A 24,809-nucleotide genomic window follows, 5' to 3' on the forward strand; every position below is an offset into this window, starting at 1 on the left:
CACCTCTTATTGATAAATAAATCCGGAAACGAACCAGGCGATGAGCACCGTTGGCGCGCCGGTCAGGAAGCGGCTCACCAGAACCGACGGTACGCCAACGCGCACCGTGTCCTGGCGAGCTTCCGCCAGCGACAGGCCAACCGGGATAAAGTCGCAGGCGGCCTGGGCGTTGATGGCGAACAGCGCGGGCAGGGCGAGATGCGGCGGAATATTGCCGAGGCCAATCTGCACGCCAATCAGCACGCCGATAACCTGGGCGATGACCGCGCCGGGGCCGAGAAACGGCGACAGCAGCGGGAAAGAGCAGATCAGCGCCAGGGTGACGAGGCCCAGCGGATGGCTGGCGAGCGGCGCCAGGCCATGGGCTACCCAATCGCCGATGCCGGAGGCCATGATGATGCCGATCAGCGCCGCGACGAAGGCCATAAACGGCAGAATGGTTTTCAACACCGTATCGATGGTGTCGCGCCCGGCCTGGAACAGCACCGCCACGACGGAACCCATCCCCATGCCGACTTTGGCCAGCAGGCCGTCGCTCTGCTCGGTGATTTTCTTGCTGGTGTCATAGTCGCGGATCGCCGGCTGGGCTGGCGCGGCCTGCGGGGCCGGGGAAGGGCCATCTTCCAGGGCGAAAATGTTCTCTTCTTTGACGCCGGAAACGTAAATATCTTCGACGATATACTGCGCCAGCGGACCCGATTTGCCGGTCGCGTGAATATTAATGGTCGGGATGCGGCGCTTCGGGTAGATACCGCAGCGCAGGGTGCCGCCGCAGTCGATAATCGCCACGCCGATTTCCGCTTCCGGCGGCTCGCCCTCTTTGAAACCATCGACCGCCTGCCAGCCGGTGAGGTGGGCAATTTTATCGACGATCGCCGGACGGGTGCCCGCGGTGATATAGACAATTTTTTTACCGGCAACGGCGTCCAGTTCGAGCGGTCCGCCCCAGCCGCCGGTGCCTTTTTCAATGCGAATACGGGTCATGATGTCGCTCCTGACAGGTGGACTTTCTGCTCAAGCTGGATGGCCATTTTTTTCTCAAAAATCGACGTGGTCAGATCGGTTACCCAGCCGCGGAAGAAGTTCGTCACCAGACCCACCAGCAAATAGCTCACCGCCAGCGGCCCTAACGGCAGGCCGAGGGTGGTCAGCCCGTTGGCGATCCCCAGATAGACGAACAGTTCGCCGGGGTTGATATGCGGAAACAGGCCGTTCATTGAGTGGCAGCTGTAGGAGGCCGCCGCGTAGTAGCTCGGTTTGTATTTCTCGGGCATAAAGCGCCCAAGGCTCAGGGTCATCGGGTTACAGAAAACGAAGGTGCCGATGCAGGGCAGCAGCAGGTAGCGGGAGATCGGATTACCGGCGCAGCGCTGCGCCAGCTTTTCGATCCGCTGCTGACCGATAAAGTTGATCAGCGCATTCATGATCACCAGCAGGCTGATCAGCAAAGGCAGGATCCCGGTGACCATTCCGGTGAATACCTCGCCTCCCTTCTGAAACAGGCCGATAAACCACTCGGCGCCGTGGGTAACGACTTCAATCATTGTTCTCTCCTTCAGCGTGTTATTTTTCTTGCTAACTGGCGGCTAATTTTAATCATTTTAAAAGGTTTAAAAGTGTTAAACTGATCGCAAAATGAAAGATAAATATTTTATTTTGAAAGTTTATAGCTGAAGTGAAAGAAAGATCCGGCGAGGCATAAGCAAAAACGGCAAGAAAAAAGAATTTACATCGTCGCCGCTTCCTTGTGAGCGGGCGCATGCTTTACCATAATTATCCCTTGCCGATTTGTTGAATGGATGTCCCATGTTGAAGCGTCGTTATCTGGCTTTACTCCCTCTTTGCGTTCTACTCGCTGCCTGCAGCAGCAAACCTCAAACCCCCGCGGAAAAGGAAATGGCGGGCGGCACGGGCGGTTTTTTACTTGAGCCGCAGCATAACGTGATGCAAATGAGCGGTGATTTCGCGAATAACCCGGCGGCGGAGCAGTTCATCGACAAGATGGTGAGCAAGCACGGCTTTGACCGACAGCAGCTGCATGAGATCCTCTCGCAGGCTAAACGTCTGGACTATGTTCTGCGTCTGATGGACCGCCAGGCGCCGACCGGGCTGCCGCCGTCAGGGCCAAACGGCGCCTGGCTGCGCTATAAAAAACAGTTTATTACCCCGGATAACGTGCAGAACGGCGTGGCGTTCTGGAACCAGTATCAGGATGCGCTCAACCGCGCGTACCAGGTTTACGGCGTGCCGCCGGAAATTATCGTCGGGATTATTGGCGTTGAGACCCGCTGGGGCAGAGTGATGGGTAAGACCCGTATCCTCGATGCGCTGGCGACGCTGTCGTTTAACTATCCGCGCCGCGCCGAATACTTCTCCGGCGAGCTGGAAACGTTCCTGCTGATGGCGCGCAGCGAACAGGATGACCCGCTCGATCTGAAAGGCTCCTTCGCCGGGGCAATGGGCTATGGTCAGTTTATGCCCTCTTCTTATAAGCAGTATGCCGTGGACTTTAACGGCGACGGGCATATCAATCTGTGGGATCCGGTCGATGCCATCGGCAGCGTGGCGAATTACTTCAAGCAGCACGGTTGGGTGAGCGGCGATCTGGTCGCGGTACAGGCGCTGGGCCAGGCGCCAGGCCTGAACAATGGGTTTAAAACTAAATACAGCGTCTCGCAGCTGGCGGCGGCAGGATTAACCCCGACCCAGCCGCTGGGTAACCATCAGCAGGCGAGCCTGCTGCGTCTGGATGTCGGTACCGGCTATCAGTACTGGTACGGCCTGCCGAACTTCTACACTATCACCCGCTATAACCACAGCACCCATTACGCGATGGCCGTCTGGCAGCTGGGCCTGGCGGTTTCTCAGGCCCGGATGCAGTAATCCCGCCTTCTGCGCTCCTCTCCGTCCGGAGAGGAGTCTGTAACATTTTGCAGCATTTCCTTTTGTTGACGCCAATTTACAATCTACGCTTCTTTTAATATTGTTATGTTATAACGTTTTATTGAGGCGTAAACATTGACTTCCTTATTGATGACTTCAGGCATCGCCCGGCTGACGATGGCCTGCGTAGTGCTGGCCGCGCTGTGGCTGGCAACCTGGTGGGCGGTATCCCTGCCATGATTAAGCTCGATCACCTGGTGGCTGGCTATGAAGGGCTGGCGATCACGCCGTCCCTTAGCGGTACGATTGCAACGGGGAGTATGACGGCGATTGTCGGCCTTAATGGCTGTGGGAAGTCGACGCTGCTCAAGACGCTAGCCGGCTTTATTCCACCGGTTAGCGGCCGTCTGAACTGGCGCGGTGAACGACCCGTTATCGGCTGGCTGGCGCAGCGTCATGCCCTGGAGTCGCAGTTTCCGTTGACGGTGCAGGATGTGGTCAGCCAGGGGGCCTGGCCCCGGGTATCGCTATTGCGCGGGGTCAGGGGAGAGGGGCGTCAGCGTATCGTCGCATCCTTAGAGCGGGTGGGACTGTTAACGATGGCGAAAACGCCGATTGAGGCGCTCTCCGGCGGCCAGTTTCAGCGCATGCTCTTCGCAAGGGTCATGGTGCAACGCGCGCCGCTGGTAATGCTTGACGAACCGTTTACCGGCATCGACGAAGCGACCTGTCGTGAGCTGATGGCGCTGATCCTCGAAATGCACCAGCAGGGACAGACGATTCTGGCGGTGCTGCACGATAACCAACGGGTCGCCGACTATTTCCCGGAAACGCTGCTGCTAACGTCGCAGCACGCCCGCTGGGGCTGTACGCCTGATGTACTGCCCGCCTTTCACTCCGCGAGGCTGGCATGATCTGGCACACCTTTATTCAACCCTTTATCGAGTTTGGCTTTATGCGCCGCGCGCTGGTGGTGTGCCTGGCGCTCTCCCTGAGCACTACGATGCTCGGCGTTTTCTTACTTTTACGTCGCATGAGCCTGATGGGCGATGCGCTCTCGCATGCGATTTTGCCCGGCGTGGCGGCGGGCTACCTGCTTAACGGGATGTCGCTGCTGGCGATGACCGTCGGTGGTTTTATTGCCGGCATTGCGGTGGCGCTGGTGGCGGGATGGGTCAGCCGACGCACGCCTTTAAAAGAGGATGCCAGCTTCGCCGGGTTTTATCTCGGCTCCCTGGCGCTGGGCGTTACGCTGGTCTCGCTGCGCGGTTCTAACGTCGACCTGCTGCATCTGCTGTTTGGCTCGATTCTGGCGGTAGACCGCGATTCGGCGCTGTTTGTCTCCGCCGTTGCCAGCCTGACCCTGATTTGCATCGCGTTGTTTTATCGCGGCCTGGTCAGTGAAGCCTTCGATAGCGTCTGGCTTCAGGTGAACTCGCGAAGATTGCCGGCGCTGCTCCACGGCCTGTTTCTCGCCCTGCTGGTGCTCAACCTGGTGGCCGGGTTTCAGGTTCTCGGCACGCTGATGGCGGTAGGCGTCATGATGCTGCCTGCCGTCGCGGCGCGCTGCTGGGCGCGAACGCTGCCGGGCATTCTGCTGCTGGCGGCGTCGATTGGCAGTTTTTGCGCGTGGATGGGGCTGAGCCTGTCGTGGGCGGCGAATTTGCCTGCCGGACCCGCGATCGTGCTGACCGCCAGCGGCATCTTTTTTGTATCGGTATTTTTTGGCATGCGCAGCCGGCTGGTTGTCGGCTGGCGTAAATTAATGGGGTAAGGAAAATGAAGCAACGTACCGGGATATGGCTGGCGCTGGCGCTGGGGCTCGCATCGCACGGGGTGATGGCGAAAACGCTGAATGTCGTGAGTAGTTTTTCCGTTTTAGGCGATATGGTGCAGCAGATTGGCGGCGAACACGTGCATGTCAACACGCTGGTGGGGCCGGATGGCGATCCGCATACCTTTGAGCCTTCGCCGAAAGATAGCGCGCTGCTGAGTAAAGCGGATGTCGTGGTGGTCAACGGTCTGGGGCTGGAAGGCTGGCTGGACCGCTTAATTAAGGCATCCGGTTTCAAAGGTGAGCTGGTGGTAGCTTCCCGCGGAGTCAAAACTCACACGCTTGAAGAAGATGGCGCAACGGTAACCGATCCGCATGCGTGGAACAGCGCCGCCAACGGCGCCCTGTATGCGAAGAATATCCTTAACGGCCTGGTAAAAGCGGACCCGGATGATAAGGCTGCGCTGGAGATTTCCGGTCAGCGCTATATCAGCCAGCTCAACGATATCGATCGCTGGGCAAAAAGCCAGTTCAGCGCCATTGCGCTGGAGAAACGCAAAGTGCTCACCAGCCATGACGCTTTCGGCTATTTTGGCCGCGCCTATGGTGTGACCTTCCTCGCGCCGCAGGGATTATCGTCGGAGAGTGAAGCCAGCGCGGCGCAGGTAGCGGCTTTAATTCAACAAATTAAAGCCGACGGCGTGCATACCTGGTTTATGGAAAACCAGCTCGACCCAAGGCTGGTCAAGCAGATCGCCAGCGCAACGGGCGCGCAGCCGGGCGGTGAGCTCTATCCTGAAGCGCTCTCTAAACCCGGCGGCGTGGCGGACAGTTATGTGAAAATGCTGCGTCACAACGTCGAGCTGATTGCGGCCAGTATGCAATAGTTTCTGCCGGCCCGCAGGGGGCCGGTTTTTATCCGGGCTGCCCGTTAAGTATCTGCTTGATTCTTTTGCTTAAAGTAAATCCATAGATCACGCAGCCGACGCCCAATAAGAGCTGCACGCCTTCACACAGGGGATTGAAGGAGCGGGTGAAAATATGCAGAAGCGCGGTGAACAGTGAAAATAAGCCGCATAAGAACAGGCAAAGGCGCACCTGACGGATTTTTTGCAGACTCTGCTCTGCGGTAAAGGGGGCTTTGGCCATTCCAGATAACCTCGAATTTAACTCTTCCTTTAATGTGCGGTGAATTGTGACACCGGTGACATCAGGCTGCTATCCGAAAGTGCTGCGACAGCGTGGGCGATGATTTTCGCAAGCCTCCTCGTAAATTCGCCACCCCGTCCCCATATCTTCGCTGGAAGTGCTATCTTTGATGGCCTGTTTATAGAGCTTACGTGGGGCGACGAATGACAGATTCGGAATTAATGCAGCTGAGCGAGCAGGTGGGGCAGGCGCTGAAAGCGCGCGGCGCGACGGTGACCACGGCGGAGTCCTGCACCGGCGGCTGGGTCGCCAAAACCCTGACCGATATTGCCGGCAGCTCGGCGTGGTTTGAGCGCGGTTTTGTGACTTACAGTAATGAAGCCAAGTCGCAGATGATTGGCGTCAGCGAAGCGACGCTGCTTGACCATGGCGCGGTGAGCGAACCGGTGGTCGTGGAGATGGCGATTGGCGCCCTGCGCGCGGCTCGCGCGGACTACGCGATTTCGGTCAGCGGCATCGCCGGGCCGGATGGCGGCAGCGCGGAAAAGCCGGTGGGCACCGTCTGGTTTGGCGTGGCGAGCGCCAGCGGACAGGGCGTAACCCAGCGCGAATGCTTTGCCGGAGACCGGGAGGCGGTGCGCCGCCAGGCCACGGCCTATGCGCTAAATCTCCTCTGGCAACAATTTCTACAAAATACTTGATACTGTATGACTATACAGTATAATTGCTTCAACAGAACAGAATTGACTACCCGGTTACACCCGGCATGAGAGGAGTAATAATGGCTATCGACGAAAACAAACAGAAAGCGTTGGCGGCAGCACTGGGCCAGATCGAAAAACAATTCGGTAAAGGCTCCATCATGCGCCTGGGTGAAGACCGCTCCATGGATGTGGAAACAATCTCCACCGGCTCGCTTTCCCTGGATATCGCCCTGGGCGCAGGCGGCCTGCCGATGGGCCGTATCGTCGAGATTTACGGGCCTGAATCTTCCGGTAAAACCACGCTGACGCTGCAGGTTATCGCCGCCGCGCAGCGTGAAGGTAAAACCTGTGCGTTTATCGATGCGGAACACGCGCTGGATCCGGTTTATGCTCGCAAGCTGGGCGTCGATATCGACAACCTGCTGTGCTCCCAGCCGGACACCGGCGAGCAGGCTCTGGAAATCTGTGACGCGCTGGCGCGTTCCGGTGCGGTAGACGTTATCGTCGTCGACTCCGTTGCGGCGCTGACGCCGAAAGCGGAAATCGAAGGTGAAATCGGCGACTCTCACATGGGCCTCGCGGCGCGTATGATGAGCCAGGCGATGCGTAAACTGGCGGGTAACCTGAAGCAGTCCAACACGCTGCTGATCTTTATCAACCAGATTCGTATGAAAATTGGCGTCATGTTCGGTAACCCGGAAACCACTACCGGTGGTAACGCGCTGAAATTCTACGCCTCCGTGCGTCTGGATATCCGCCGTATCGGTGCGGTGAAAGAGGGTGACAACGTTGTCGGCAGCGAAACCCGCGTTAAAGTGGTGAAAAACAAAATTGCCGCGCCGTTTAAACAGGCCGAATTCCAGATTCTCTACGGCGAAGGTATCAACTTCTTCGGTGAGCTGGTCGATCTCGGCGTGAAAGAGAAGCTGATTGAGAAAGCGGGCGCCTGGTACAGCTACAACGGCGATAAAATTGGTCAGGGTAAGGCGAACGCGATCTCCTGGCTGAAAGAGAACCCGGCTGCAGCAAAAGAGATCGAGAAGAAAGTTCGTGAACTGCTGCTGAGCAATCAGGACTCCACGCCGGACTTCGCGGTTGATGGCAACAGCGAAGCAGAAACCGAACAAGATTTCTGATATCGTCTGAACAGACTAACAAGGGGCCGCTTATGCGGCCCTTTTGCTTTTTTGATTAGCGAGGTTGCCCGTGACTGAAACTTCATCCCGCCGCTCTGACTATGCCCGTCTGCTGGATCGCGCGATTCGCATTCTGGCAATGCGCGACCATAGCGAACAGGAGCTCAGGCGCAAACTGGCTGCGCCGGTGATGAGCAAGAACGGCCCTGAAGCGCTAAACGTAACGCCGGAAGAGGTCGATAACGTTGTCGAATGGTGTATTGAGAACCGCTATCTGGACGACGATCGCTTTGTCGCCCAGTTTATTGCCAGCCGCAGCCGCAAGGGATACGGCCCGGCGCGCGTCCGCCAGGAGCTAAAGCAGAAAGGGATTTCCCGCGAGACGATAGAGTCAGCCATGCGTGACTGCGAAATCGACTGGGCACAGCTTGCTAAAGAGCAGGCGCAGAGAAAATATGGCGAACCCTTGCCCACCGTATTTGCAGAAAAAGTCAAAATTCAGCGCTTTTTGCTCTACCGCGGCTATCTGATGGAAGATATCCAGGAAATCTGGCGAAATTTTGCAGATTGACCCATCCGGGATTTTACTTCCCCGTAAAGAAAACTTATCTTATTCCCACTTTATTTTCGTGAGTAGCCTGCCGGTCGATACTGGGTAGTGGCTGCCAGCGACATTTCGTTAGCTTGATTTCAGGATAATTATGAGCAAGAGCACCGCTGAGATCCGTCAGGCGTTTCTCGACTTTTTCCATAGTAAAGGACATCAGGTAGTTGCGAGCAGCTCCCTGGTGCCGCATAACGACCCGACCCTGCTGTTTACCAACGCCGGGATGAACCAGTTCAAGGATGTTTTCCTTGGTCTCGACAAACGTAATTATTCGCGCGCAACCACCGCGCAGCGTTGTGTTCGTGCGGGTGGTAAGCACAACGATCTGGAAAACGTCGGTTACACCGCGCGTCACCACACCTTCTTTGAAATGCTGGGTAACTTCAGCTTCGGCGACTACTTCAAACAGGACGCTATCAAATACGCATGGGAACTGCTGACCGGTGAGAACTGGTTCGCCCTGCCGAAAGAAAAACTGTGGGTGACCGTCTACGAAACCGATGACGAGGCGTTCGACATCTGGGCAAATGAAGTTGGCGTACCGCGCGAGCGTATTATTCGCATCGGCGACAATAAAGGCGCGCCTTTTGCTTCCGATAACTTCTGGCAGATGGGCGACACCGGGCCGTGCGGTCCATGCACCGAAATCTTCTTCGACCATGGCGACCATATCTGGGGCGGCCCTCCGGGAACGCCGGAAGAAGACGGCGATCGCTATATTGAGATCTGGAATATCGTCTTTATGCAGTTCAACCGTCAGGCTGACGGGACAATGGAGCCGCTGCCTAAGCCGTCCGTGGATACCGGTATGGGCCTCGAACGTATTGCCGCCGTACTGCAGCACGTTAACTCCAACTACGATATCGATCTGTTCCGCGATCTGATTAAGAGCGTGGCTGACGTCACCGGCGCGACCGATCTCTCTAACAAGTCCCTGCGCGTTATCGCTGACCACATTCGTTCCTGCGCTTTCCTGATTGCTGATGGCGTTATCCCGTCGAATGAAAACCGCGGCTACGTGCTGCGCCGCATCATTCGTCGCGCAATCCGTCATGGCAACATGCTGGGTGCGAAGGAGACCTTCTTCTGGAAACTGGTCGCCCCGCTGATTGACGTGATGGGCTCCGCCGGCGAAGAGCTGAAACAGCAGCAGGCTCAGGTTGAGCAGGTGCTGAAAACCGAAGAAGAGCAGTTTGCCCGTACTCTCGAGCGCGGATTGGCGCTGCTGGATGAAGAGCTGGCTAAACTACAGGGCGACACGCTGGACGGCGAAACCGCTTTCCGCCTGTACGATACCTACGGTTTCCCGGTTGACCTGACCGCCGACGTTTGCCGCGAACGCAACATCAAGGTTGACGAAGCCGGCTTTGAAGCCGCAATGGAAGAGCAGCGCCGTCGCGCGCGCGAATCCAGCGGTTTTGGCGCGGACTACAACGCGATGATCCGCGTTGACGGCGCCTCTGAGTTTAAAGGCTATGACAGCCTGGAACTGAACGGCAAAGTGACTGCCCTGTTTATCGATGGTAAAGCGGTAAATGCGGTGAACGCCGGTCAGGAAGCCGTAGTGATCCTCGACCAGACGCCGTTCTACGCTGAATCCGGCGGCCAGGTGGGGGATAAAGGCGAGCTGAAGGGCGCCGGTTTCTCCTTCCAGGTCAGCGATACACAGAAATACGGTCAGGCAATTGGTCATATTGGTAAACTGAATGGCGGTTCGCTGAAGGTCGGCGACGCCGTACAGGCAGATGTCGATCAGGCTCGCCGCCAGCGTATCCGTCTGAACCACTCCGCGACGCACCTGATGCACGCGGCGCTGCGTCAGGTTCTCGGTACGCACGTTGCGCAGAAAGGCTCCCTGGTCAACGATAAAGCGCTGCGCTTCGACTTCTCGCATTTTGAGGCGATGAAGCCGGAGGAGATCCGCGCGGTTGAAGATCTGGTGAACGCGCAAATCCGTCGCAACCTGCCAATCGAAACCAATATCATGGATATTGACGCTGCTCGTGAATCAGGCGCAATGGCGCTGTTTGGCGAGAAGTATGACGATCGCGTTCGCGTGCTGCGAATGGGCGATTTTTCCACCGAGCTGTGCGGCGGAACTCACGCCTCGCGTACCGGTGATATCGGCCTGTTCCGCATCACCTCTGAGTCTGGCACCGCCGCAGGCGTGCGCCGTATCGAAGCGGTCACCGGCGAAGGCGCGATGGCACTGCTGCATGCGCAAAGCGATCTGCTGGGCGATATTGCGCAGCTGCTGAAAGGGGATACCCACAGCCTCGGCGAGAAGGTACGCGCCGCGCTGGAGCGTAGCCGTCAGCTGGAAAAAGAGCTGCAGCAGCTGAAAGAGCAGGCTGCCGCGCAGGAGAGCGCAAACCTCTCCAGCAAAGCAGAAGAGATTAACGGCGTTAAGCTGCTGGTCAGCGAGCTGGCCGGCGTTGAGCCGAAAATGCTGCGTACTATGGTTGACGATCTGAAAAATCAGCTGGGTTCAACGGTTGTTGTGTTAGCTACGGTCGCAGAAGGTAAGGTTTCTCTGATTGCGGGTGTGTCTAAGGATGTGACAGACCGCGTGAAAGCAGGGGAACTGGTTGGTATGGTCGCCCAGCAGGTGGGCGGTAAAGGGGGCGGTCGTCCGGATATGGCGCAGGCCGGCGGTACCGATGCGTCTGCTCTCCCTGCTGCGTTGGCCAGTGTGAAAGGCTGGGTAAGCGCAAAACTGTAATAACTATAATCGCATAGATGCTGTGGTTCTCGGACTACAGCATCTTGCGCGAGAAGCACTGATAACGATAAAGTCGGGTTGAAGTTGTGTATATCGGCTAAACTTAGGTTTAACAGAATGTGATGCCGTGACTGCTTACACCGTAGGGTGTTTGTCATCGCTTACTTTTTGGCGTTATATGATGGATAATGCCGGGATACGAGAGACCCGACTCTTTTAATCTTTCAAGGAGCAAAGAATGCTGATTCTGACTCGTCGAGTTGGTGAGACCCTCATGATTGGAGATGAGGTCACTGTGACAGTTTTAGGGGTGAAGGGTAACCAGGTTCGTATTGGCGTAAATGCCCCTAAAGAAGTCTCTGTGCATCGTGAAGAGATCTACCAGCGTATCCAGGCTGAAAAATCCCAGCAGTCCAGTTACTAAGGTTTTCGCGCCTCGCTGTTTGGTGAGGCGCATCCCTCCCAGGTTCGTTTTTTCCACTTTTCTTCTCCGACAGCCTCTCTTTTTTGTCGTTTACGCGGCTTCCGCTCCCGTTATCTTTTGCGTTAGCAGCAGCAAAATCAGCAATTTCTTGTTGATAAAATACTCTTTTTGCCGTTTTCACAGGCTAATTGCGCGGGAAGTGTGCAAACGAAAAAAAGGTCTCGAAAAAAGGTTTGACTTATAAGTACCAGAAAGTAATATGTGCGCCATCGCAGCGACGAAGAGCAGAAACAAGTTCTTCGAAGCACTCGTAAGAGGCGTGTGGTGAGGTGGCCGAGAGGCTGAAGGCGCTCCCCTGCTAAGGGAGTATGCGGTCAAAAGCTGCATCCGGGGTTCGAATCCCCGCCTCACCGCCATTTTGCATCCGTAGCTCAGCTGGATAGAGTACTCGGCTACGAACCGAGCGGTCGGAGGTTCGAATCCTCCCGGATGCACCATATTCTCCATATCTTCAGCAACGAAGGTGTGGATGAGGTGGCGGTATTAGCCGCAAGCACCAGGGGGGATAACGTTGCTTTAGCAACGGCCCGAAGGGCGAGCCGCAAGGCAAGTCATCCTCCCGGATGCACCATCTTAGTTGATACAGCTTTAGCAGCAGTATCAAAATCTGCAGTAAAGTAAGTTTCCCGATGCATCCGTAGCTCAGCTGGATAGAGTACTCGGCTACGAACCGAGCGGTCGGAGGTTCGAATCCTCCCGGATGCACCATATTCTCCGAGATAACAGCTACGCTGTTGTTTCATGGTCTGCGAGTGAATCGCCGGCACCAGGGAGGATAACGTTGCTTTAGCAACGGCCCGAAGGGCGAACCGAGTGAGTCATCCTCCCGGATGCACCCTCTCTTACTTGATACGGCTTTAGCAGCGGTATCAATATCGGCAGTAAAGCAAGTTTCCCGATGCATCCGTAGCTCAGCTGGATAGAGTACTCGGCTACGAACCGAGCGGTCGGAGGTTCGAATCCTCCCGGATGCACCATATTCTCCGAGATAGCAGCCACGCTGTTGTTTCACGGTCTGCGAGATAATCGCCAGCACCAGGGAGGATAACGTTGCTTTAGCAACGGCCCGAAGGGCGAACCGAGTGAGTCATCCTCCCGGATGCACCCTCTCTTACTTGATACGGCTTTAGCAGCGGTATCAATATCGGCAGTAAAGCAAGTTTCCCGATGCATCCGTAGCTCAGCTGGATAGAGTACTCGGCTACGAACCGAGCGGTCGGAGGTTCGAATCCTCCCGGATGCACCATATTCTCCGAGATAACAGCCACGCGGTTGTTTCATGGTCTGCGAGATGATCGCCAGCACCAGGGAGGATAACGTTGCTTTAGCAACGGCCCGCAGGGCGAACCGAGTGAGTCATGCTCCCGGATGCACCTATTCTCTTCATAATAAATATTCTTCAGTTCCTCCTCCTTATCTCAAGCATGTTAAGCGCAATAATTCACCTTATTCTTCAGCACTTTTTTCATTGGCAACTCCCTCTTTCCACTATAATTTATTCCTGTATATCGATCTGATTTTGGGTGAGATAAGTGCAAGGAGAGAAATCCATGAAATGGTTCAAAGCAATAACTGCGTTTTGCGCGACGCTGCTGGTGGCCGTATCGCTGGCGGGCTGTGCCGGTTCGTCCACAAAGGAGAGTACCGGTGGTTACATTGACGATACCGTCATTACGACTAAAGTAAAAACCGCGCTCTTCAATGACAAAGAGATAAAGTCTTCAGAAATTAGCGTCCAGACCTTTAAAGGTCGCGTACAGCTCAGCGGCTTTGTCTCATCCGCAGACAGCGCTAAACGTGCGGTCGAAGTCACGAGAAAAGTGCAGGGCGTTCGCGTGGTTGAGAACGATTTAAGAATCAAATAATCGCAGCAGACTGCACTGTTATTAGCAAGGGCGCCACAGAGCGCCCTTGTTGCATCTACCGCTGGCAGCGACAAACCTGACCTTTTGCGTTACAGTAACACCTCCTTAACCGGTTGATGAGAAGACGATGTACGAACGTTATGCAGGACTGATTTTTGATATGGATGGCACGATCCTCGATACCGAGCCGACGCATCGTAAGGCATGGGACGAGGTTCTGGGACGTTACGGCATGCGTTTCGATATGCAGGCCATGGTCGCGCTTAACGGATCTCCAACCTGGCGGATTGCTCAGGCCATTATTGAATTAAATCAGGCTGATTTAGATCCTCATCTTCTGGCGCAGGAAAAAACTGCCGCTGTGAAAGCGATGCTGCTTGATAGCGTCCGTCCTTTACCGCTTATTGAGGTGGTCAAAGAGTGGCACGGTCGTCGTCCGATGTCAGTCGGTACCGGCAGCGAGAGCGCCGTTGCTGAAGCGCTGCTGGCTCATCTGGGTCTGCGTCACTACTTCTCGGCGGTGGTTGCCGCGGATCATGTCGCCAACCATAAACCCGCACCTGATACTTTCTTACTTTGCGCAGAGCGCATGGGCGTTGCGGCGGAGAAGTGCGTGGTCTTTGAAGATGCGGACTTCGGGCTGCAGGCGGCGAAGCGCGCCGGAATGGATGCCGTGGACGTGCGATTGCTGTGAGCGACTCGCTGTCGCTGATATCGCTGTTTGCCAGTAGCTTTCTAAGCGCAACGCTGCTTCCCGGCAACTCGGAAGTGGTGTTGATCGCCATGCTGCTGGCGGGGGTTAGCCAGCCGTGGTTACTGGTTTTAATAGCAATAATCGGTAATAGCCTTGGAGGGGTAACTAACGTTATTCTGGGGCGCCTGTTTCCGCTGCGCAAGACATCGCGCTGGCAGGAGAAGGCGACCGGCTGGCTGAGGCGCTACGGCGCGGTCACGCTATTATTAAGCTGGGCGCCTGTTATAGGCGATTTGCTGTGTTTACTGGCGGGATGGATGCGCATTTCCTGGGGACCAGTGCTCTTTTTTTTATGCCTTGGCAAAGCATTACGCTATATCGTCGTTGCGGCGATAACGCTTCAGGGCATGACGTGGTGGCACTAATTGGACTGATTGTTCAACCATTACAATTATGCTAATTCAAACGATTTCGACAGGCGGGAGGTCAAATTGATCCCGGACGTATCACAGGCGCTGGCCTGGCTGGAAAAAAATCCGCAGGCGCTGCAGGGTATTCAACGCGGTCTAGAGCGCGAAACGCTGCGCGTCAACGCTGATGGCACGCTGGCCACTACCGGCCATCCGGAAGCACTGGGTTCAGCGCTGACTCATAAATGGATTACCACCGATTTTGCCGAAGCTTTGCTGGAGTTTATTACGCCGGTTGATGGCGATATTCAGCATATGCTCACCTTCATGCGCGATGTTCATCGCTATACCGCGCGCCATATTGGCGACGAGCGGATGTGGCCGCTGAGCATGCCGTGCTATATCGCGCCCGGCCAGGATATTGAGCTGGCGCAGTACGGCAGCTCAAATATCGGCCGTCTGAAAACGCTGTATCGCGAAGGATTGAAGAATCGCTACGGCGCGCTTATGCAAACGATCTCCGGCGTGCACTATAACTTCTCTCTGCCGATGGCTTTCTGGCAGGCCAGGTGCGGCGTCGAGGATGCTGAAAGCGGGAAAGAGGCCATTTCTGCCGGCTATTTCCGATCTATTCGCAACTACTATCGTTTTGGGTGGGTCATCCCGTACCTGTTCGGCGCTTCCCCGGCTATTTGTTCGTCGTTCCTGCAAGGGAAGCCGACCACGCTGCCGTTTGAGAAAGCCAGCAACGGCATGTACTACCTGCCTTATGCGACCTCATTGCGCCTGAGCGATCTCGGCTATACCAATAAGTCGCAAAGCAATCTCGGAATTACGTTTAACGATCTGCATGAGTATGTGGCAGGATTGAAGCGGGCGATTAAAACGCCATCCGAAGAGTATGAGAATATCGGGCTGGAGAAAGACGGCAAGCGTCTGCAAATTAACAGCAACGTGCTGCAGATCGAAAACGAGCTGTACGCGCCGATTCGGCCGAAACGCGTGACCCGCAGCGGTGAAACGCCTTCCGACGCGCTGCTGCGCGGCGGCATTGAATATATCGAAGTCCGCTCCCTGGATATCAACCCGTTCTCACCGATTGGCGTTGACGAACAGCAGGTACGTTTCCTCGATCTGTTTATGGTCTGGTGCGTGCTGGCCGATGCGCCGGAAATGAGCAGCGACGAGCTGCTGTGCACGCGCACTAACTGGAATCGGGTGATTCTGGAAGGCCGCAAGCCGGGCCTGACGTTGGGTATTGGCTGCGAAACCGCCCAGTACCCGCTGGCTCAGGTCGGCAAAGATCTGTTCCGCGATTTACGCCGCGTGGCGCAAACGCTGGATAGCATCCACGGATGCCAGGCTTATCAGCAGGCCTGCGATGAGCTGGTCGCCTGCTTTGACAACCCGGAATTAACCTTCTCGGCGCGCGTTCTGCGTTCTATGCTTGAAGAGGGGATTGGCGGTACCGGCAGAGAGCTGGCCGATCGGTATCGGACGATGCTGCGCGAAGAGCCGCTGGAAATTTTAAGCGAAGCGGATTTTGCTGCCGAACGCGAAGCGTCGGTACAGCGTCAGAAGAAGGTGGAAGCGGCGGACAGCGAGTCGTTTGAAGCGCTACTGGCGAGGCATGCGTAGTTTTACGAGCCGTAAAAAAGAAAACGGCCACATCACTGTGGCCAAACTTTCATCTCTGATTCAGGGATGATGATGATAATAAATGCGCGTCTTTCATATACTCAGACTCGCTGCCTCAAAAAGAGTTCATTTTATTTTTAAAAAAATCACTATCGGAGGTGAAGAATGCCGTTGTTAGATAGTTTCACAGTCGACCATACCCGAATGGAAGCGCCTGCGGTGCGCGTGGCGAAGAAAATGAACACGCCTCACGGCGATGAAATCACCGTTTTCGATCTGCGATTCTGCGTACCAAACCAGGAAGTGATGCCGGAAAGAGGTATTCACACCCTTGAGCACCTGTTTGCCGGCTTTATGCGCGATCACCTGAACGGCAATGGTGTGGAAATTATCGACATCTCTCCGATGGGCTGCCGTACCGGGTTCTATATGAGCCTGATCGGTACGCCGGACGAGCAGCGCGTCGCGGATGCCTGGAAAGCGGCGATGGCCGACGTGCTGAAGGTGAAAGATCAGAACCAGATCCCGGAGCTGAACGTTTACCAGTGCGGAACCTACACCATGCACTCGCTGGAAGAAGCCCAGGAAATCGCTCGCCATATCATTGAGCGTGATGTCCGCGTCAACAGCAACGACGAGCTGGCGCTGCCGAAAGAAAAACTGCAAGAGCTGCACATCTAGTGCTATCGCTACGGCCCGGCGAACGCTGCCGGGCCGCAATTCATCAACGCCGCAATGTCGACAACTTTAACCCTCAACTTCCAGCATCGTTCACTGGTGCCCTTTGCCCATGATTATGCCCATGGCGATAGCGAACCCTGGCATCAGCACGATTGCGCTCAGCTGTTACATATCCTCAGCGGCGTAGTACGGGTGGAAACCGCGCAGGGTTATTGGGTTGTGCCGCCGGGGCGAGGCGTCTGGCTTCCCGCCGGTACGCCGCATACGCTACGGATTACCGGCGCGGCGGCTGCGCGAACCCTGTTTATCGATCCCCTTGCCCGCGCCGATCTCCCTTCAACCTGCCAGATAGTACAGATCACTCCGCTGCTGCGTGAACTGATTGTCGCGTCGCTGACGCTGGCGGAATCTTACGCGCCGGGCAGCCGCGATGAACGAATCTACGAACTGATCCTCGATGAGATTCGCGGTATGGCGGTGCTGCCGTTTGGCCTGCCGGAGCCGCAAAGCGAAGCGCTGCGCCGTTTATGCCAGAAGGTACGAGAAGCGCCAGGAGAGCCGTGGGGCAGCGCCGCGGCGGCGAAAGAGAGCAGCATGAGCGAGCGCACGCTGAATCGCCATTTTCAGCAGCAGACCACGCTCACCTGGAGCGAGTGGGTGCGCCGGGCGAAGCTGATGGAAGCGCTGGTTCGCCTGGCGCAGGGGCATTCGGTACTGCGGGTGGCGCTGGATCTCGGCTACGGCAGCCACAGCGCTTTTAGCGCCATGTTTCGCCGGGTGTTAGGCGTGACCCCCAGCGATTACTTCCGCTCGCCGGAGTGATGGTTTTCGCTCATCGCGTTGCACAGCGCCTGCAGCGAGGCGCGCGCCACGTCGTTATCAATTCCGACCCCCCAACGGCTCTCGCCATTCGGGAAGACGCAGCGAATATAGGCCACTGAACGGCTGTCGCTGCGTTCACCCAGGGTGTGCTCATGATAATCTTTAATCACGGAGTTTTGCCTTAACAGGACGCTCAGCCCGGCGGCGGCGGCGGACAGCAGGCCGTTGCCGCGGCTCTGCAGTCGTCGCGTTTCACCGGCGATGCGCAGGGTAGCCTGCAGAGAAAGCTGGCCGTCCTGCTGGCTATCGCTTTGGTAATCCAGCAGCGCAAGCGGCGGCTGGGGGAGCAGTCCGTAGCGCGCGCGAAACAGCTGCCATAGCGCATTCTGGGTCATCTCTTTCCCGTGAGCGTCGGTTTCGTGCTGGACGTGCAGGCTAAAATCCTGCTGCAGCGCACGCGGAAGCTTGAGGCCATGATTCTGTTCAATCAGCCATGCGCTCCCGCTTTTGCCGGACTGGCTGTTAACGCGGATCACCGCCTCGTAGCTGCAGCCGATATCCTGCGGATCGATAGGCAGATAGGGCATTTCCCAGCGTTCGCCGGGCCGGCGGGCATCGAATCCCTTTTTAATGGCATCCTGATGCGAGCCGGAAAAGGCGGTGTAGGCCAGACTGCCCGCCCAGGGATGGCGCGGATGAACCGGGATCTGATTGCAGCTTTCGACGATTTCGACCACCCGCTTCATCCCGGAGAATTTGAGCCGGGGATTGACGCCCTGGCTGTAGAGATTCATCGCCAGCGTCACCAGGCAGACGTTACCGGTGCGCTCGCCGTTGCCGAACAGGCAGCCTTCGACGCGGTCGGCGCCTGCCATCACCGCCAGCTCCGCGCTGGCAACGCCGGTACCCCGATCGTTATGCGGATGGACGCTGATGCATACATCGGCGCGGCGCGAAAAGTGACGGCAAAAATGCTCAATTTGATCGGCATATACGTTGGGCGTGCTCACCTCTACCGTCGCGGGCAGATTGATAATCATCGGCCGTTCGGCGCAGGGCTGCCATATTTCCGCCACCGCCTCGCAAATCTCCAGCGCGAATTCCGGCTCGGTGAAGCAAAAGGTTTCCGGAGAGTACTCGTATTGCCAGCGGGTCAGCGGCTGCTGCTCGCACTGCTGACGGATAAGCCGGGTCGCGCGGGTCGCCAGGTCGATCACCTGCGCTTTGTCCATTCCAAAAACCAGCTCGCGAAACAGCGGCGCGGTGGCGTTATAGAGGTGTACGGTAGCGCGGTGGGCATCGCGCAGAGCGGCAAACGTACGCAGGATCAAATCCTCCCGCGCCTGGGTCAGTACCTGAATCGTCACATCCTGCGGAATGCGCTGCTCTTCAATCAGTTGACGTACAAAGTTGAAGTCGGTTTGTGAGGCGGAGGGAAAGGCGACCTCAATCTCTTTAAAACCACACTCCAGCAGTAAATCCCAGAACTGCAGCTTGCGCGCGCTATCCATCGGCTCGGCCAGCGCCTGGTTGCCGTCGCGCAGATCGGTAGAGAGCCAGCGCGGGGCGCGGGTTATTTGCTGCTCTGGCCAGCGGCGGTCAGGCAGGGCGATCGGCGGATAGGGGCGGTATTTTTCACCGGGTTGAGTCAGCATGATTTTCTCCTTCTTAGCGGATCTTCATCGTGCATGAGGTGGGCAAAAGCGATCTCCAGCAAACCGGACATCGACTAGCGCAAACTGGACAATCTGCGTTTTGGGCAATAAAAAAGGGATCCGCAGATCCCTTCAGGGTAAATCTTAATGCGCGCCGCCGCCGCCGCCCCCGGCGCTAAACGGCGGTCTGGCAAACCATACCAGCCCGAGCAGAAGGATAAACACCGCCGCCGAGAACCAGAAAATTTCGTTGGCGGAGATAATCAGCCCCTGGTTGGTAATCTGCTGCGCTATCCAGCCGGATGCCTGCTGTTGCGTCATTCCTAATCCCTGCAGCTGGTCGTACATCTGCTGGGCGTTGGGATTGTATGGCGTCACCGATTCGGTAAGCTGCGCATGGTGCAGCGCCTCGCGGTTCGTCCACATGGTGGTGGTAATCGAGGTGCCGATAGACCCCGCCAGCGTACGCGTGAAGTTCGACAGGCTCGACGCCGCCGCCAGCCTTTCCGGCGGCAGGCCGGACAGGGTGATGGTGGTCAACGGCATAAAGAAGCAGGCCACCGCGAAGCCCTGGATAAACTGCGGCCACGCCGAGGCGCCAAAGTCCATTCCCGGTTCGAAGGTCCATGCGCGCCAGTAGAAACAGACCGCGTACATGATAAAGCTAAAGGTGACCAGCCGACGCATATCCAGCTTATGCGCAAAGCGGCCGATAATCGGCGACAGGATAACCGGGATCACCCCGACCGGCGCCGAAGCCAGACCGGCCCAGGTAGCGGTATAGCCGTATACCTCCTGCAATAGCTGCGGCAACAGCACGATAGCGCCGAAGTAGAGCATATAGGCGAGGCTGATGCACAGGCAGCCGATGGTAAAGTTTCGCGACTTGAAGAGCGACAGATCGACGATGGGGTTGTCGTCGGTTAGCTCCCAGACGATCAGGAAACTTATCGCCACCACCGCGACAATCGTCAGGATGATGATCTCGTTGGAGGCGAACCAGTCCAGCTCTTTACCCCGGTCGAGCATTACCTGCAGGCTACCGATACCGATAATCAGCAGCGCCAGGCCCACGCCGTCAATCCGCCGCTGTTCGGTGCGGGTTTCCCGGTTGCGCAGCGTTTGCAGCGTCATCACCACCACGGCGATGCCAATCGGCACGTTGATGAAGAAGATCCAGCCCCAGTGGTAGTTGTCGCTGATATAGCCGCCGAGAATCGGGCCGCAAATCGGCGCGACGATCACCGTCATTGACCACAGCGCCAGCGCGATTGACCGCTTGGCGGGCGGGTAGTTGCTGAGCAGCAGACTTTGCGACAGCGGGATCAGCGGACCGGCGACGATCCCCTGTATCACGCGGAAGAAAATCAGCATCGTCAGGCTGTTGGAGACGCCGCAGGCCCAGGAGGCGATAGCGAACGCCACCGTCGACCAGAGGAATAGCTTCACTTCGCCAACGCGCTTTGCCAGCCAGCCGGTAATCGGAATGGAGATAGCGTTCGCCACCCCAAACGAGGTGATAACCCAAGTCCCCTGGCTCAACGATGAGCCAAGGTTACCGGCGATGGTGGGGATGGCCACGTTGGCGATGGTGGAATCCAGCACCTGCATAAAGGTCGCGAGCGACAGCGCAATGGTCATAATGACCAGCTGCGCGCCTTCCAGCGGTTTTTGCTGTTGCATTACGCTCACCCCGAATTATCCGGCGTTGGCCTGGATGATGTCGTTTATCAGCTTATTGACCGGCTCAAGGCCGATTTCACGGGCATTGCTTTCGTAAACCGGAGCGCTACGTACCTGGCTTGCCAGCATCTCGCCGCCGCGGTCGGTGGTGTTCACTTCAACCAGCGTCGAAAGGCCGATGCGCAGCGGGTGCTCTGCCAGCTGTTTTTCATCCAGCTCGATACGTACCGGCAGGCGCTGAACCACTTTGATCCAGTTGCCGGTAGCGTTCTGCGCAGGCAGCAGCGAGAAGGCGCTCCCGGTCCCCATATCGAGACCGACGACTTTACCGGTGTATTTCACATCATCACCATAAATGTCGCTGATCACGGTGGCAGGCTGACCAATACGCATGTGCGCCAGCTGCGTTTCTTTGAAGTTGGCGTCAATCCACAGGTTGGTCGCCGGAACGACGGCCATCAGCGGGGTAGTGGTGGTGATTTGCGCGCCGGGCTGAACGGAACGGCGAGAAACGTAGCCGCTAATTGGGCTGACGATCTTCGTCCGCTGCAGGGCCAGCCAGGCGTTACGCACTTCGGTGGCCGCTTGCAGGACCGCAGGCTGTTGTTCCAGCTTCGTGCCCAGAACGATCGCCTGGTTGGCGTTGTATTGCTGAATCGCCACGTCCAGTTCGGCCTGCGCGCTGGCAACCGTGTCGCGCGCATGCTGCAGCTCTTCGCGGCCAATCAGGTTGGCCGCGCCCAGCGGAATACGACGGTTAAGGTCGGTTTGCGCCTGGGAAAGCGCGGTTTTTTTCACTTCGATGCTGGCCTGCAGCTGCTTGCTGTTGATCATCTGCTGGCGCGTTTGACGTACGCTGGCGGCCAGCTGGGTTTGCGCTTTTTCAAATGCCTGCTGGGCGTCGGTCTGGTCGAGGGTGACCAGCGGATCGCCTTTTTGCACGTAGTCGGTGTTGTCGGCCCAGACTTTCGTCACGCTGCCGGACACCTGGGCCATAATCTGTACCTGATTCCCTGCCACGTACGCGTCGTCGGTCTCTTCGTAGTGACGCAGTACCAAAAACCAATAAATCCCGTATGCCACGGCAACAATAATAAAGAGCAAGGTCAGCAGCAGGAGGGCGCCTTTACGCTTCCCTTTTTTGCTGCCCGGTTGCTGCGGGGTTTGGCTCTCCGCATTTGCGCTCATGTTATTCTCCACGATCTTATTATTTCACATCGGCTGAGCCGACCTGTTTATCAGAAAGGCCAGCAGAAAGATCTGCTGGCCTGTCCGTTTTCCTTGTCAATCCAGAAAAATTGGTGAGCGGTTGGTTCCGCGCTTAGCGCAGAGACTCCGCAAGCACGCCATCCTCTTCCATTTGGTCAAGGCGACCAAGCAGCTTACGGGTGATGTGCTCAAGCTGATCCTTTTCGCTGGTGCTTAAAGAGGACCAGAGCTGATGCAGGCAGTTGTGCTGCGGCGGTAAGACTTCGCGCAGGAACTGATGCCCTTTTTCGGTAAGCTGTAGATGCAGGCAGCGACGATCGTTATCGCTTTCGCGGCGCTCGATCCAGCCGCGTTTTTCCAGCTCGTCGGCAATGCGCGTGGCGTTGGTTCGCGAAGAGCCCAGCGCGCAGCTCAGCTCGGAAGGCTGAATGCTGTGGTTTTCCTGAGACTCAAGCGTGATCAGCGCCATAAACAATGTCTCGTTAATCCCTTGCGCTTTCAGCATCTTGTTACGGTTTTCCAGCAGTTTTCCCTGCATATGCATGCAAAGACGAGTAAGCAGAATTTCCTGAAAAGGGAAGTCTTCGTGACGGCTGGCGCGGAACTTGAGCATTTGCTCAATGGGAGTAAACGAACTATCCATTTTGGTTATGACCTCATTAATTACAGCCGATATAATAACTATTGTGACAAATAAATCAAATCAATTATTGACAAAAACTTATACTTTAAGCTTATAGCCATACGCTGATTTTCCAGACAACACCGTAGGTTAGCGCGCTCAAAAGCGTAGGCGTAATTATGCTGCGTGTTTTCCAAAACGCCAGGCCCAACGCGGCGAAGCCTGCTAATGTGGGCAGCAGGCGGCGGGCGTCATGGAGGATTTCCGGCACGCTGGAGACAACCAGCAGCGCGCAAATGGAGGCGATGCCGATGGTATCGAGCAGGACGCTGACCGGGCCGCGGCGAGTCGGACGCACGTTTCCGGCGCGCAGGCGCAGCGGCAGATAGCGAAAGAGATAGTTCACGCAGCCGACCACGACGCCGAGAATGAAGACATCACTGTTCATCGGGCATCCCCTGAATGCTGGCCTGCACCAGAGCAGTCAGGCAGCCGCAGACAATCCCGGCAAGGATCGCCGCGGGTATGGAAAACAGAATCATGCCAGCCAGCGCGCCTGCCAGCGCGGCGGTAACGCTCAGCGACTGCTTGCGCTGGAATGAGGCGAGTAAAAAGCTCATAAACAGCGCCGGCAGCATAAAGCCCAGCGCCGCTTCCACTGCCGGAAAGTTAGTCAGCAGGCCGCTGCCCGAATAAGCGCCGATCAGCGTGCCGAAGACCCATGAAGCCCAGGACATAAAAGCGATGCCGGTCATCCAGTTATCGCTCCAGCGTCGATTGTCGCGGACCAGCTTAGCGGTGGCAGCGGCAAAAACTTCATCGGTCAGGCCGAATGCCCAGAGTGCGGTTTTTTTCTTGCTCATCGCGCGCTGAATGCGGCTGCGCAGGGACGGGCCGTACAGCACATGGCGAACGTCCATCGCCATGACGGTGAGCGCGGCGACCCATAGCGAGCTTCCTGCGGCCAGCATGGCGGTGATCACGAACTGGCTGGCGCCGGCGTAAATAATGCAGGAGAAGAACAGGCTTTCCAGCGGAGTAAAGCCAAGCTTAGTGGCGTTGAGACCGAAGGCGAAGGCGACGGGAATATAGCTGATGACGATCGGCAGGCTGTCCTTAATGCCTTCAGCCAGCGTCGCCTCGTCAGCGGGGGGAGTGTGCATCAATGCGTCAGGGTTTTCCATAGGAGTTGCTTATTAATAACTCACGTGAAAATCACATGATTAATCAGGTGGATTTACCTTAGCAGAGAGCGGCGCGGCTTAACAGTAACGAAAACGTTGATGGCTAAAGTTATGCAGTTTATTTGCATATCAATCCATCATTTAGAACAGGAGATGTCGTGTTGTGCAGGAGGCCGTCTTCCCCGGGGGCGACGCAAAGCGCCTTGCCCGTATATGGACACCTCCCGTTATGCAAGCCATCTCTGCATTTTGTGTAACGGGGTAAGTTGCGTTCGTATATCCGGCCTCTCTTACGATACCGTCGTATCCGGGCCATGATGTTATCTGCGCATCTGTTTCCATTCGGGCTAGCGGCTTTGCTTATCAGGGAGCCTTCGGCCAGGCCGGAGTGACTGATGCTGGTCTTACCTGTTACTCATCTCGCTTCTCTGGCTGCAACCTTACGGCAGGTTATTGCTCTTTTAACGCATGGGATACTGGCCGCCGGTCAACCGGTGACCTGTATCCCATGGTAATCCTCTTCACGACTCAGCAGCGCCCATGCTATACGGGCATTCTTGTTCGCCAGCGCCACCGTCGCGATGTTCCGGTTTCGTCTCTCCGACACCCCCTGCAACCACTGGCTGCGCCTGTCAGTTTTATTCTGACACGCATTCAGCACTGCCCGCGCTCCATGGATTATCAGCGTCCGCACGTAGCGGTCCCCCCGCTTGCTGATATGGCCCAGTCGCGCCTTTCCTCCGCTTGAGTGCTGCCGCGGAACCAGCCCCAGATAAGCCGCCATTTCCCGGCCGCTCCTGAACTGTCTGCCATCACCCACTGCAGCCACCAGGGCACTGGCCACCACCGGACCCATCCCCTCTATCGCCAGCAGTCTTTTTATCCAG

General features: G+C 56.7%; 25 protein-coding genes and 5 tRNA genes. 20 read left to right on the forward strand and 10 right to left on the reverse strand.

What is annotated here, in order from left to right; genetic code table 11:
• Positions 1-6: 6 nt before the first annotated feature.
• Positions 7-984 carry a PTS glucitol/sorbitol transporter subunit IIB gene (srlE, locus tag KO1_RS22170; RefSeq protein ID WP_016809459.1) on the reverse strand — a complete coding sequence of 326 codons (978 nt, stop codon included), beginning with the start codon at positions 982-984 and terminating at the stop codon, positions 7-9.
• Positions 981-1,544, reverse strand: coding sequence for a PTS glucitol/sorbitol transporter subunit IIC (gene srlA, locus KO1_RS22175; RefSeq protein ID WP_004104818.1), 564 nt, complete (start codon positions 1,542-1,544; stop codon positions 981-983). The genes srlE and srlA overlap by 4 nt, the downstream gene beginning before the upstream one ends.
• 262 nt (positions 1,545-1,806) lie before the next feature.
• Between srlA and mltB the strand changes: the two genes are divergently transcribed.
• The 4 genes from mltB (at position 1,807) to KO1_RS22195 (ending at position 5,544) form a co-directional block, all read left to right on the forward strand.
• Positions 1,807-2,883 carry a lytic murein transglycosylase B gene (mltB, locus tag KO1_RS22180; RefSeq protein WP_004104816.1) on the forward strand — a complete coding sequence of 359 codons (1,077 nt, stop codon included), beginning with the start codon at positions 1,807-1,809 and terminating at the stop codon, positions 2,881-2,883.
• Between the two features lie 203 nt (positions 2,884-3,086).
• The gene (locus KO1_RS22185) at positions 3,087-3,797 is read left to right on the forward strand and encodes a metal ABC transporter ATP-binding protein (protein ID WP_163470980.1); all 711 of its coding nucleotides are present in this window, start codon (positions 3,087-3,089) and stop codon (positions 3,795-3,797) included.
• On the forward strand, positions 3,794-4,657 hold the full coding sequence (locus KO1_RS22190; protein WP_024274603.1) for a metal ABC transporter permease: 864 nt from the start codon (positions 3,794-3,796) through the stop codon (positions 4,655-4,657). Before KO1_RS22185 ends, KO1_RS22190 begins: the two co-directional genes overlap by 4 nt.
• A 5-nt stretch (positions 4,658-4,662) precedes the next feature.
• A complete protein-coding gene (locus KO1_RS22195) occupies positions 4,663-5,544 on the forward strand; it encodes a metal ABC transporter substrate-binding protein (protein WP_024274602.1) in 882 nt (293 codons plus the stop codon).
• Positions 5,545-5,572: 28 nt separating this feature from the next.
• On the opposite strand, the gene KO1_RS22200 is transcribed toward KO1_RS22195, so the two are convergent.
• Positions 5,573-5,806 carry a hypothetical protein gene (locus tag KO1_RS22200; RefSeq protein ID WP_004114722.1) on the reverse strand — a complete coding sequence of 78 codons (234 nt, stop codon included), beginning with the start codon at positions 5,804-5,806 and terminating at the stop codon, positions 5,573-5,575.
• A 203-nt stretch (positions 5,807-6,009) separates the two neighbouring features.
• On the opposite strand from KO1_RS22200, the gene pncC reads away from it, so the two are divergent.
• From pncC to KO1_RS22280, 16 genes are all read left to right on the forward strand, one after another.
• Positions 6,010-6,507 carry a nicotinamide-nucleotide amidase gene (pncC, locus tag KO1_RS22205; protein WP_016809455.1) on the forward strand — a complete coding sequence of 166 codons (498 nt, stop codon included), beginning with the start codon at positions 6,010-6,012 and terminating at the stop codon, positions 6,505-6,507.
• An 80-nt stretch (positions 6,508-6,587) separates the two neighbouring features.
• On the forward strand, positions 6,588-7,646 hold the full coding sequence (gene recA, locus KO1_RS22210) for a recombinase RecA (RefSeq protein ID WP_004104808.1): 1,059 nt from the start codon (positions 6,588-6,590) through the stop codon (positions 7,644-7,646).
• 70 nt (positions 7,647-7,716) lie between these two features.
• Positions 7,717-8,217 carry a recombination regulator RecX gene (gene recX / locus KO1_RS22215; protein ID WP_004114721.1) on the forward strand — a complete coding sequence of 167 codons (501 nt, stop codon included), beginning with the start codon at positions 7,717-7,719 and terminating at the stop codon, positions 8,215-8,217.
• A gap of 130 nt (positions 8,218-8,347) precedes the next feature.
• Positions 8,348-10,975 carry an alanine--tRNA ligase gene (gene alaS, locus KO1_RS22220; protein WP_004114720.1) on the forward strand — a complete coding sequence of 876 codons (2,628 nt, stop codon included), beginning with the start codon at positions 8,348-8,350 and terminating at the stop codon, positions 10,973-10,975.
• 238 nt (positions 10,976-11,213) lie between these two features.
• Positions 11,214-11,399 carry a carbon storage regulator CsrA gene (csrA, locus tag KO1_RS22225; RefSeq protein ID WP_000906486.1) on the forward strand — a complete coding sequence of 62 codons (186 nt, stop codon included), beginning with the start codon at positions 11,214-11,216 and terminating at the stop codon, positions 11,397-11,399.
• Between the two features lie 323 nt (positions 11,400-11,722).
• Positions 11,723-11,815 (forward strand) — tRNA-Ser (locus KO1_RS22230).
• A 4-nt stretch (positions 11,816-11,819) separates the two neighbouring features.
• A tRNA-Arg gene (locus KO1_RS22235) sits at positions 11,820-11,896 on the forward strand.
• Positions 11,897-12,090: 194 nt separating this feature from the next.
• Positions 12,091-12,167: transfer RNA gene (locus KO1_RS22240), tRNA-Arg, on the forward strand.
• Positions 12,168-12,359: 192 nt separating this feature from the next.
• A tRNA-Arg gene (locus KO1_RS22245) sits at positions 12,360-12,436 on the forward strand.
• Between the two features lie 192 nt (positions 12,437-12,628).
• Positions 12,629-12,705 (forward strand) — tRNA-Arg (locus KO1_RS22250).
• 304 nt (positions 12,706-13,009) lie between these two features.
• Entirely contained in the window at positions 13,010-13,324 is a 315-nt protein-coding gene (locus KO1_RS22255) for a BON domain-containing protein (protein WP_004104803.1), read from the forward strand.
• A gap of 127 nt (positions 13,325-13,451) precedes the next feature.
• A complete protein-coding gene (gene yqaB, locus KO1_RS22260) occupies positions 13,452-14,018 on the forward strand; it encodes a fructose-1-phosphate/6-phosphogluconate phosphatase (protein ID WP_004104801.1) in 567 nt (188 codons plus the stop codon).
• Entirely contained in the window at positions 14,015-14,443 is a 429-nt protein-coding gene (locus KO1_RS22265) for a YqaA family protein (protein ID WP_004104799.1), read from the forward strand. Before yqaB ends, KO1_RS22265 begins: the two co-directional genes overlap by 4 nt.
• 66 nt (positions 14,444-14,509) lie before the next feature.
• Positions 14,510-16,066: a glutamate--cysteine ligase gene (gene gshA / locus KO1_RS22270; protein ID WP_017145511.1), complete on the forward strand. Its 1,557-nt coding sequence runs from the start codon at positions 14,510-14,512 to the stop codon at positions 16,064-16,066.
• Between the two features lie 165 nt (positions 16,067-16,231).
• On the forward strand, positions 16,232-16,747 hold the full coding sequence (gene luxS / locus KO1_RS22275) for an S-ribosylhomocysteine lyase (RefSeq protein ID WP_004104795.1): 516 nt from the start codon (positions 16,232-16,234) through the stop codon (positions 16,745-16,747).
• A gap of 54 nt (positions 16,748-16,801) precedes the next feature.
• On the forward strand, positions 16,802-17,569 hold the full coding sequence (locus KO1_RS22280; RefSeq protein ID WP_004104793.1) for an AraC family transcriptional regulator: 768 nt from the start codon (positions 16,802-16,804) through the stop codon (positions 17,567-17,569).
• Here KO1_RS22280 and leuA read toward each other — a convergent pair.
• From leuA to KO1_RS22315, 7 genes are all read right to left on the reverse strand, one after another.
• Positions 17,548-19,224, reverse strand: coding sequence for a 2-isopropylmalate synthase (leuA, locus tag KO1_RS22285; RefSeq protein ID WP_017145512.1), 1,677 nt, complete (start codon positions 19,222-19,224; stop codon positions 17,548-17,550). The genes KO1_RS22280 and leuA overlap by 22 nt on opposite strands.
• A 144-nt stretch (positions 19,225-19,368) precedes the next feature.
• Complete coding sequence (emrB, locus tag KO1_RS22290) at positions 19,369-20,907, reverse strand: multidrug efflux MFS transporter permease subunit EmrB (RefSeq protein WP_004104788.1); 1,539 nt, start codon at positions 20,905-20,907, stop codon at positions 19,369-19,371.
• Positions 20,908-20,922: 15 nt separating this feature from the next.
• On the reverse strand, positions 20,923-22,095 hold the full coding sequence (emrA, locus tag KO1_RS22295) for a multidrug efflux MFS transporter periplasmic adaptor subunit EmrA (RefSeq protein WP_004104787.1): 1,173 nt from the start codon (positions 22,093-22,095) through the stop codon (positions 20,923-20,925).
• 133 nt (positions 22,096-22,228) lie between these two features.
• On the reverse strand, positions 22,229-22,759 hold the full coding sequence (mprA, locus tag KO1_RS22300; protein WP_004104785.1) for a transcriptional repressor MprA: 531 nt from the start codon (positions 22,757-22,759) through the stop codon (positions 22,229-22,231).
• Positions 22,760-22,850: 91 nt separating this feature from the next.
• On the reverse strand, positions 22,851-23,186 hold the full coding sequence (gene ygaH, locus KO1_RS22305; protein ID WP_004104783.1) for an L-valine transporter subunit YgaH: 336 nt from the start codon (positions 23,184-23,186) through the stop codon (positions 22,851-22,853).
• Complete coding sequence (locus KO1_RS22310; protein WP_024274600.1) at positions 23,176-23,922, reverse strand: AzlC family ABC transporter permease; 747 nt, start codon at positions 23,920-23,922, stop codon at positions 23,176-23,178. The genes ygaH and KO1_RS22310 overlap by 11 nt, the downstream gene beginning before the upstream one ends.
• Before the next feature lie 487 nt (positions 23,923-24,409).
• Positions 24,410-24,809: IS110 family RNA-guided transposase (locus KO1_RS22315; RefSeq protein ID WP_148719766.1), on the reverse strand; the 400-nt coding region annotated here is incomplete at its 5' end.

Origin of the sequence: Klebsiella oxytoca NBRC 105695, assembly GCF_001598695.1 — a bacterium.
GTDB classification, from domain to species: domain Bacteria; phylum Pseudomonadota; class Gammaproteobacteria; order Enterobacterales; family Enterobacteriaceae; genus Klebsiella; species Klebsiella oxytoca.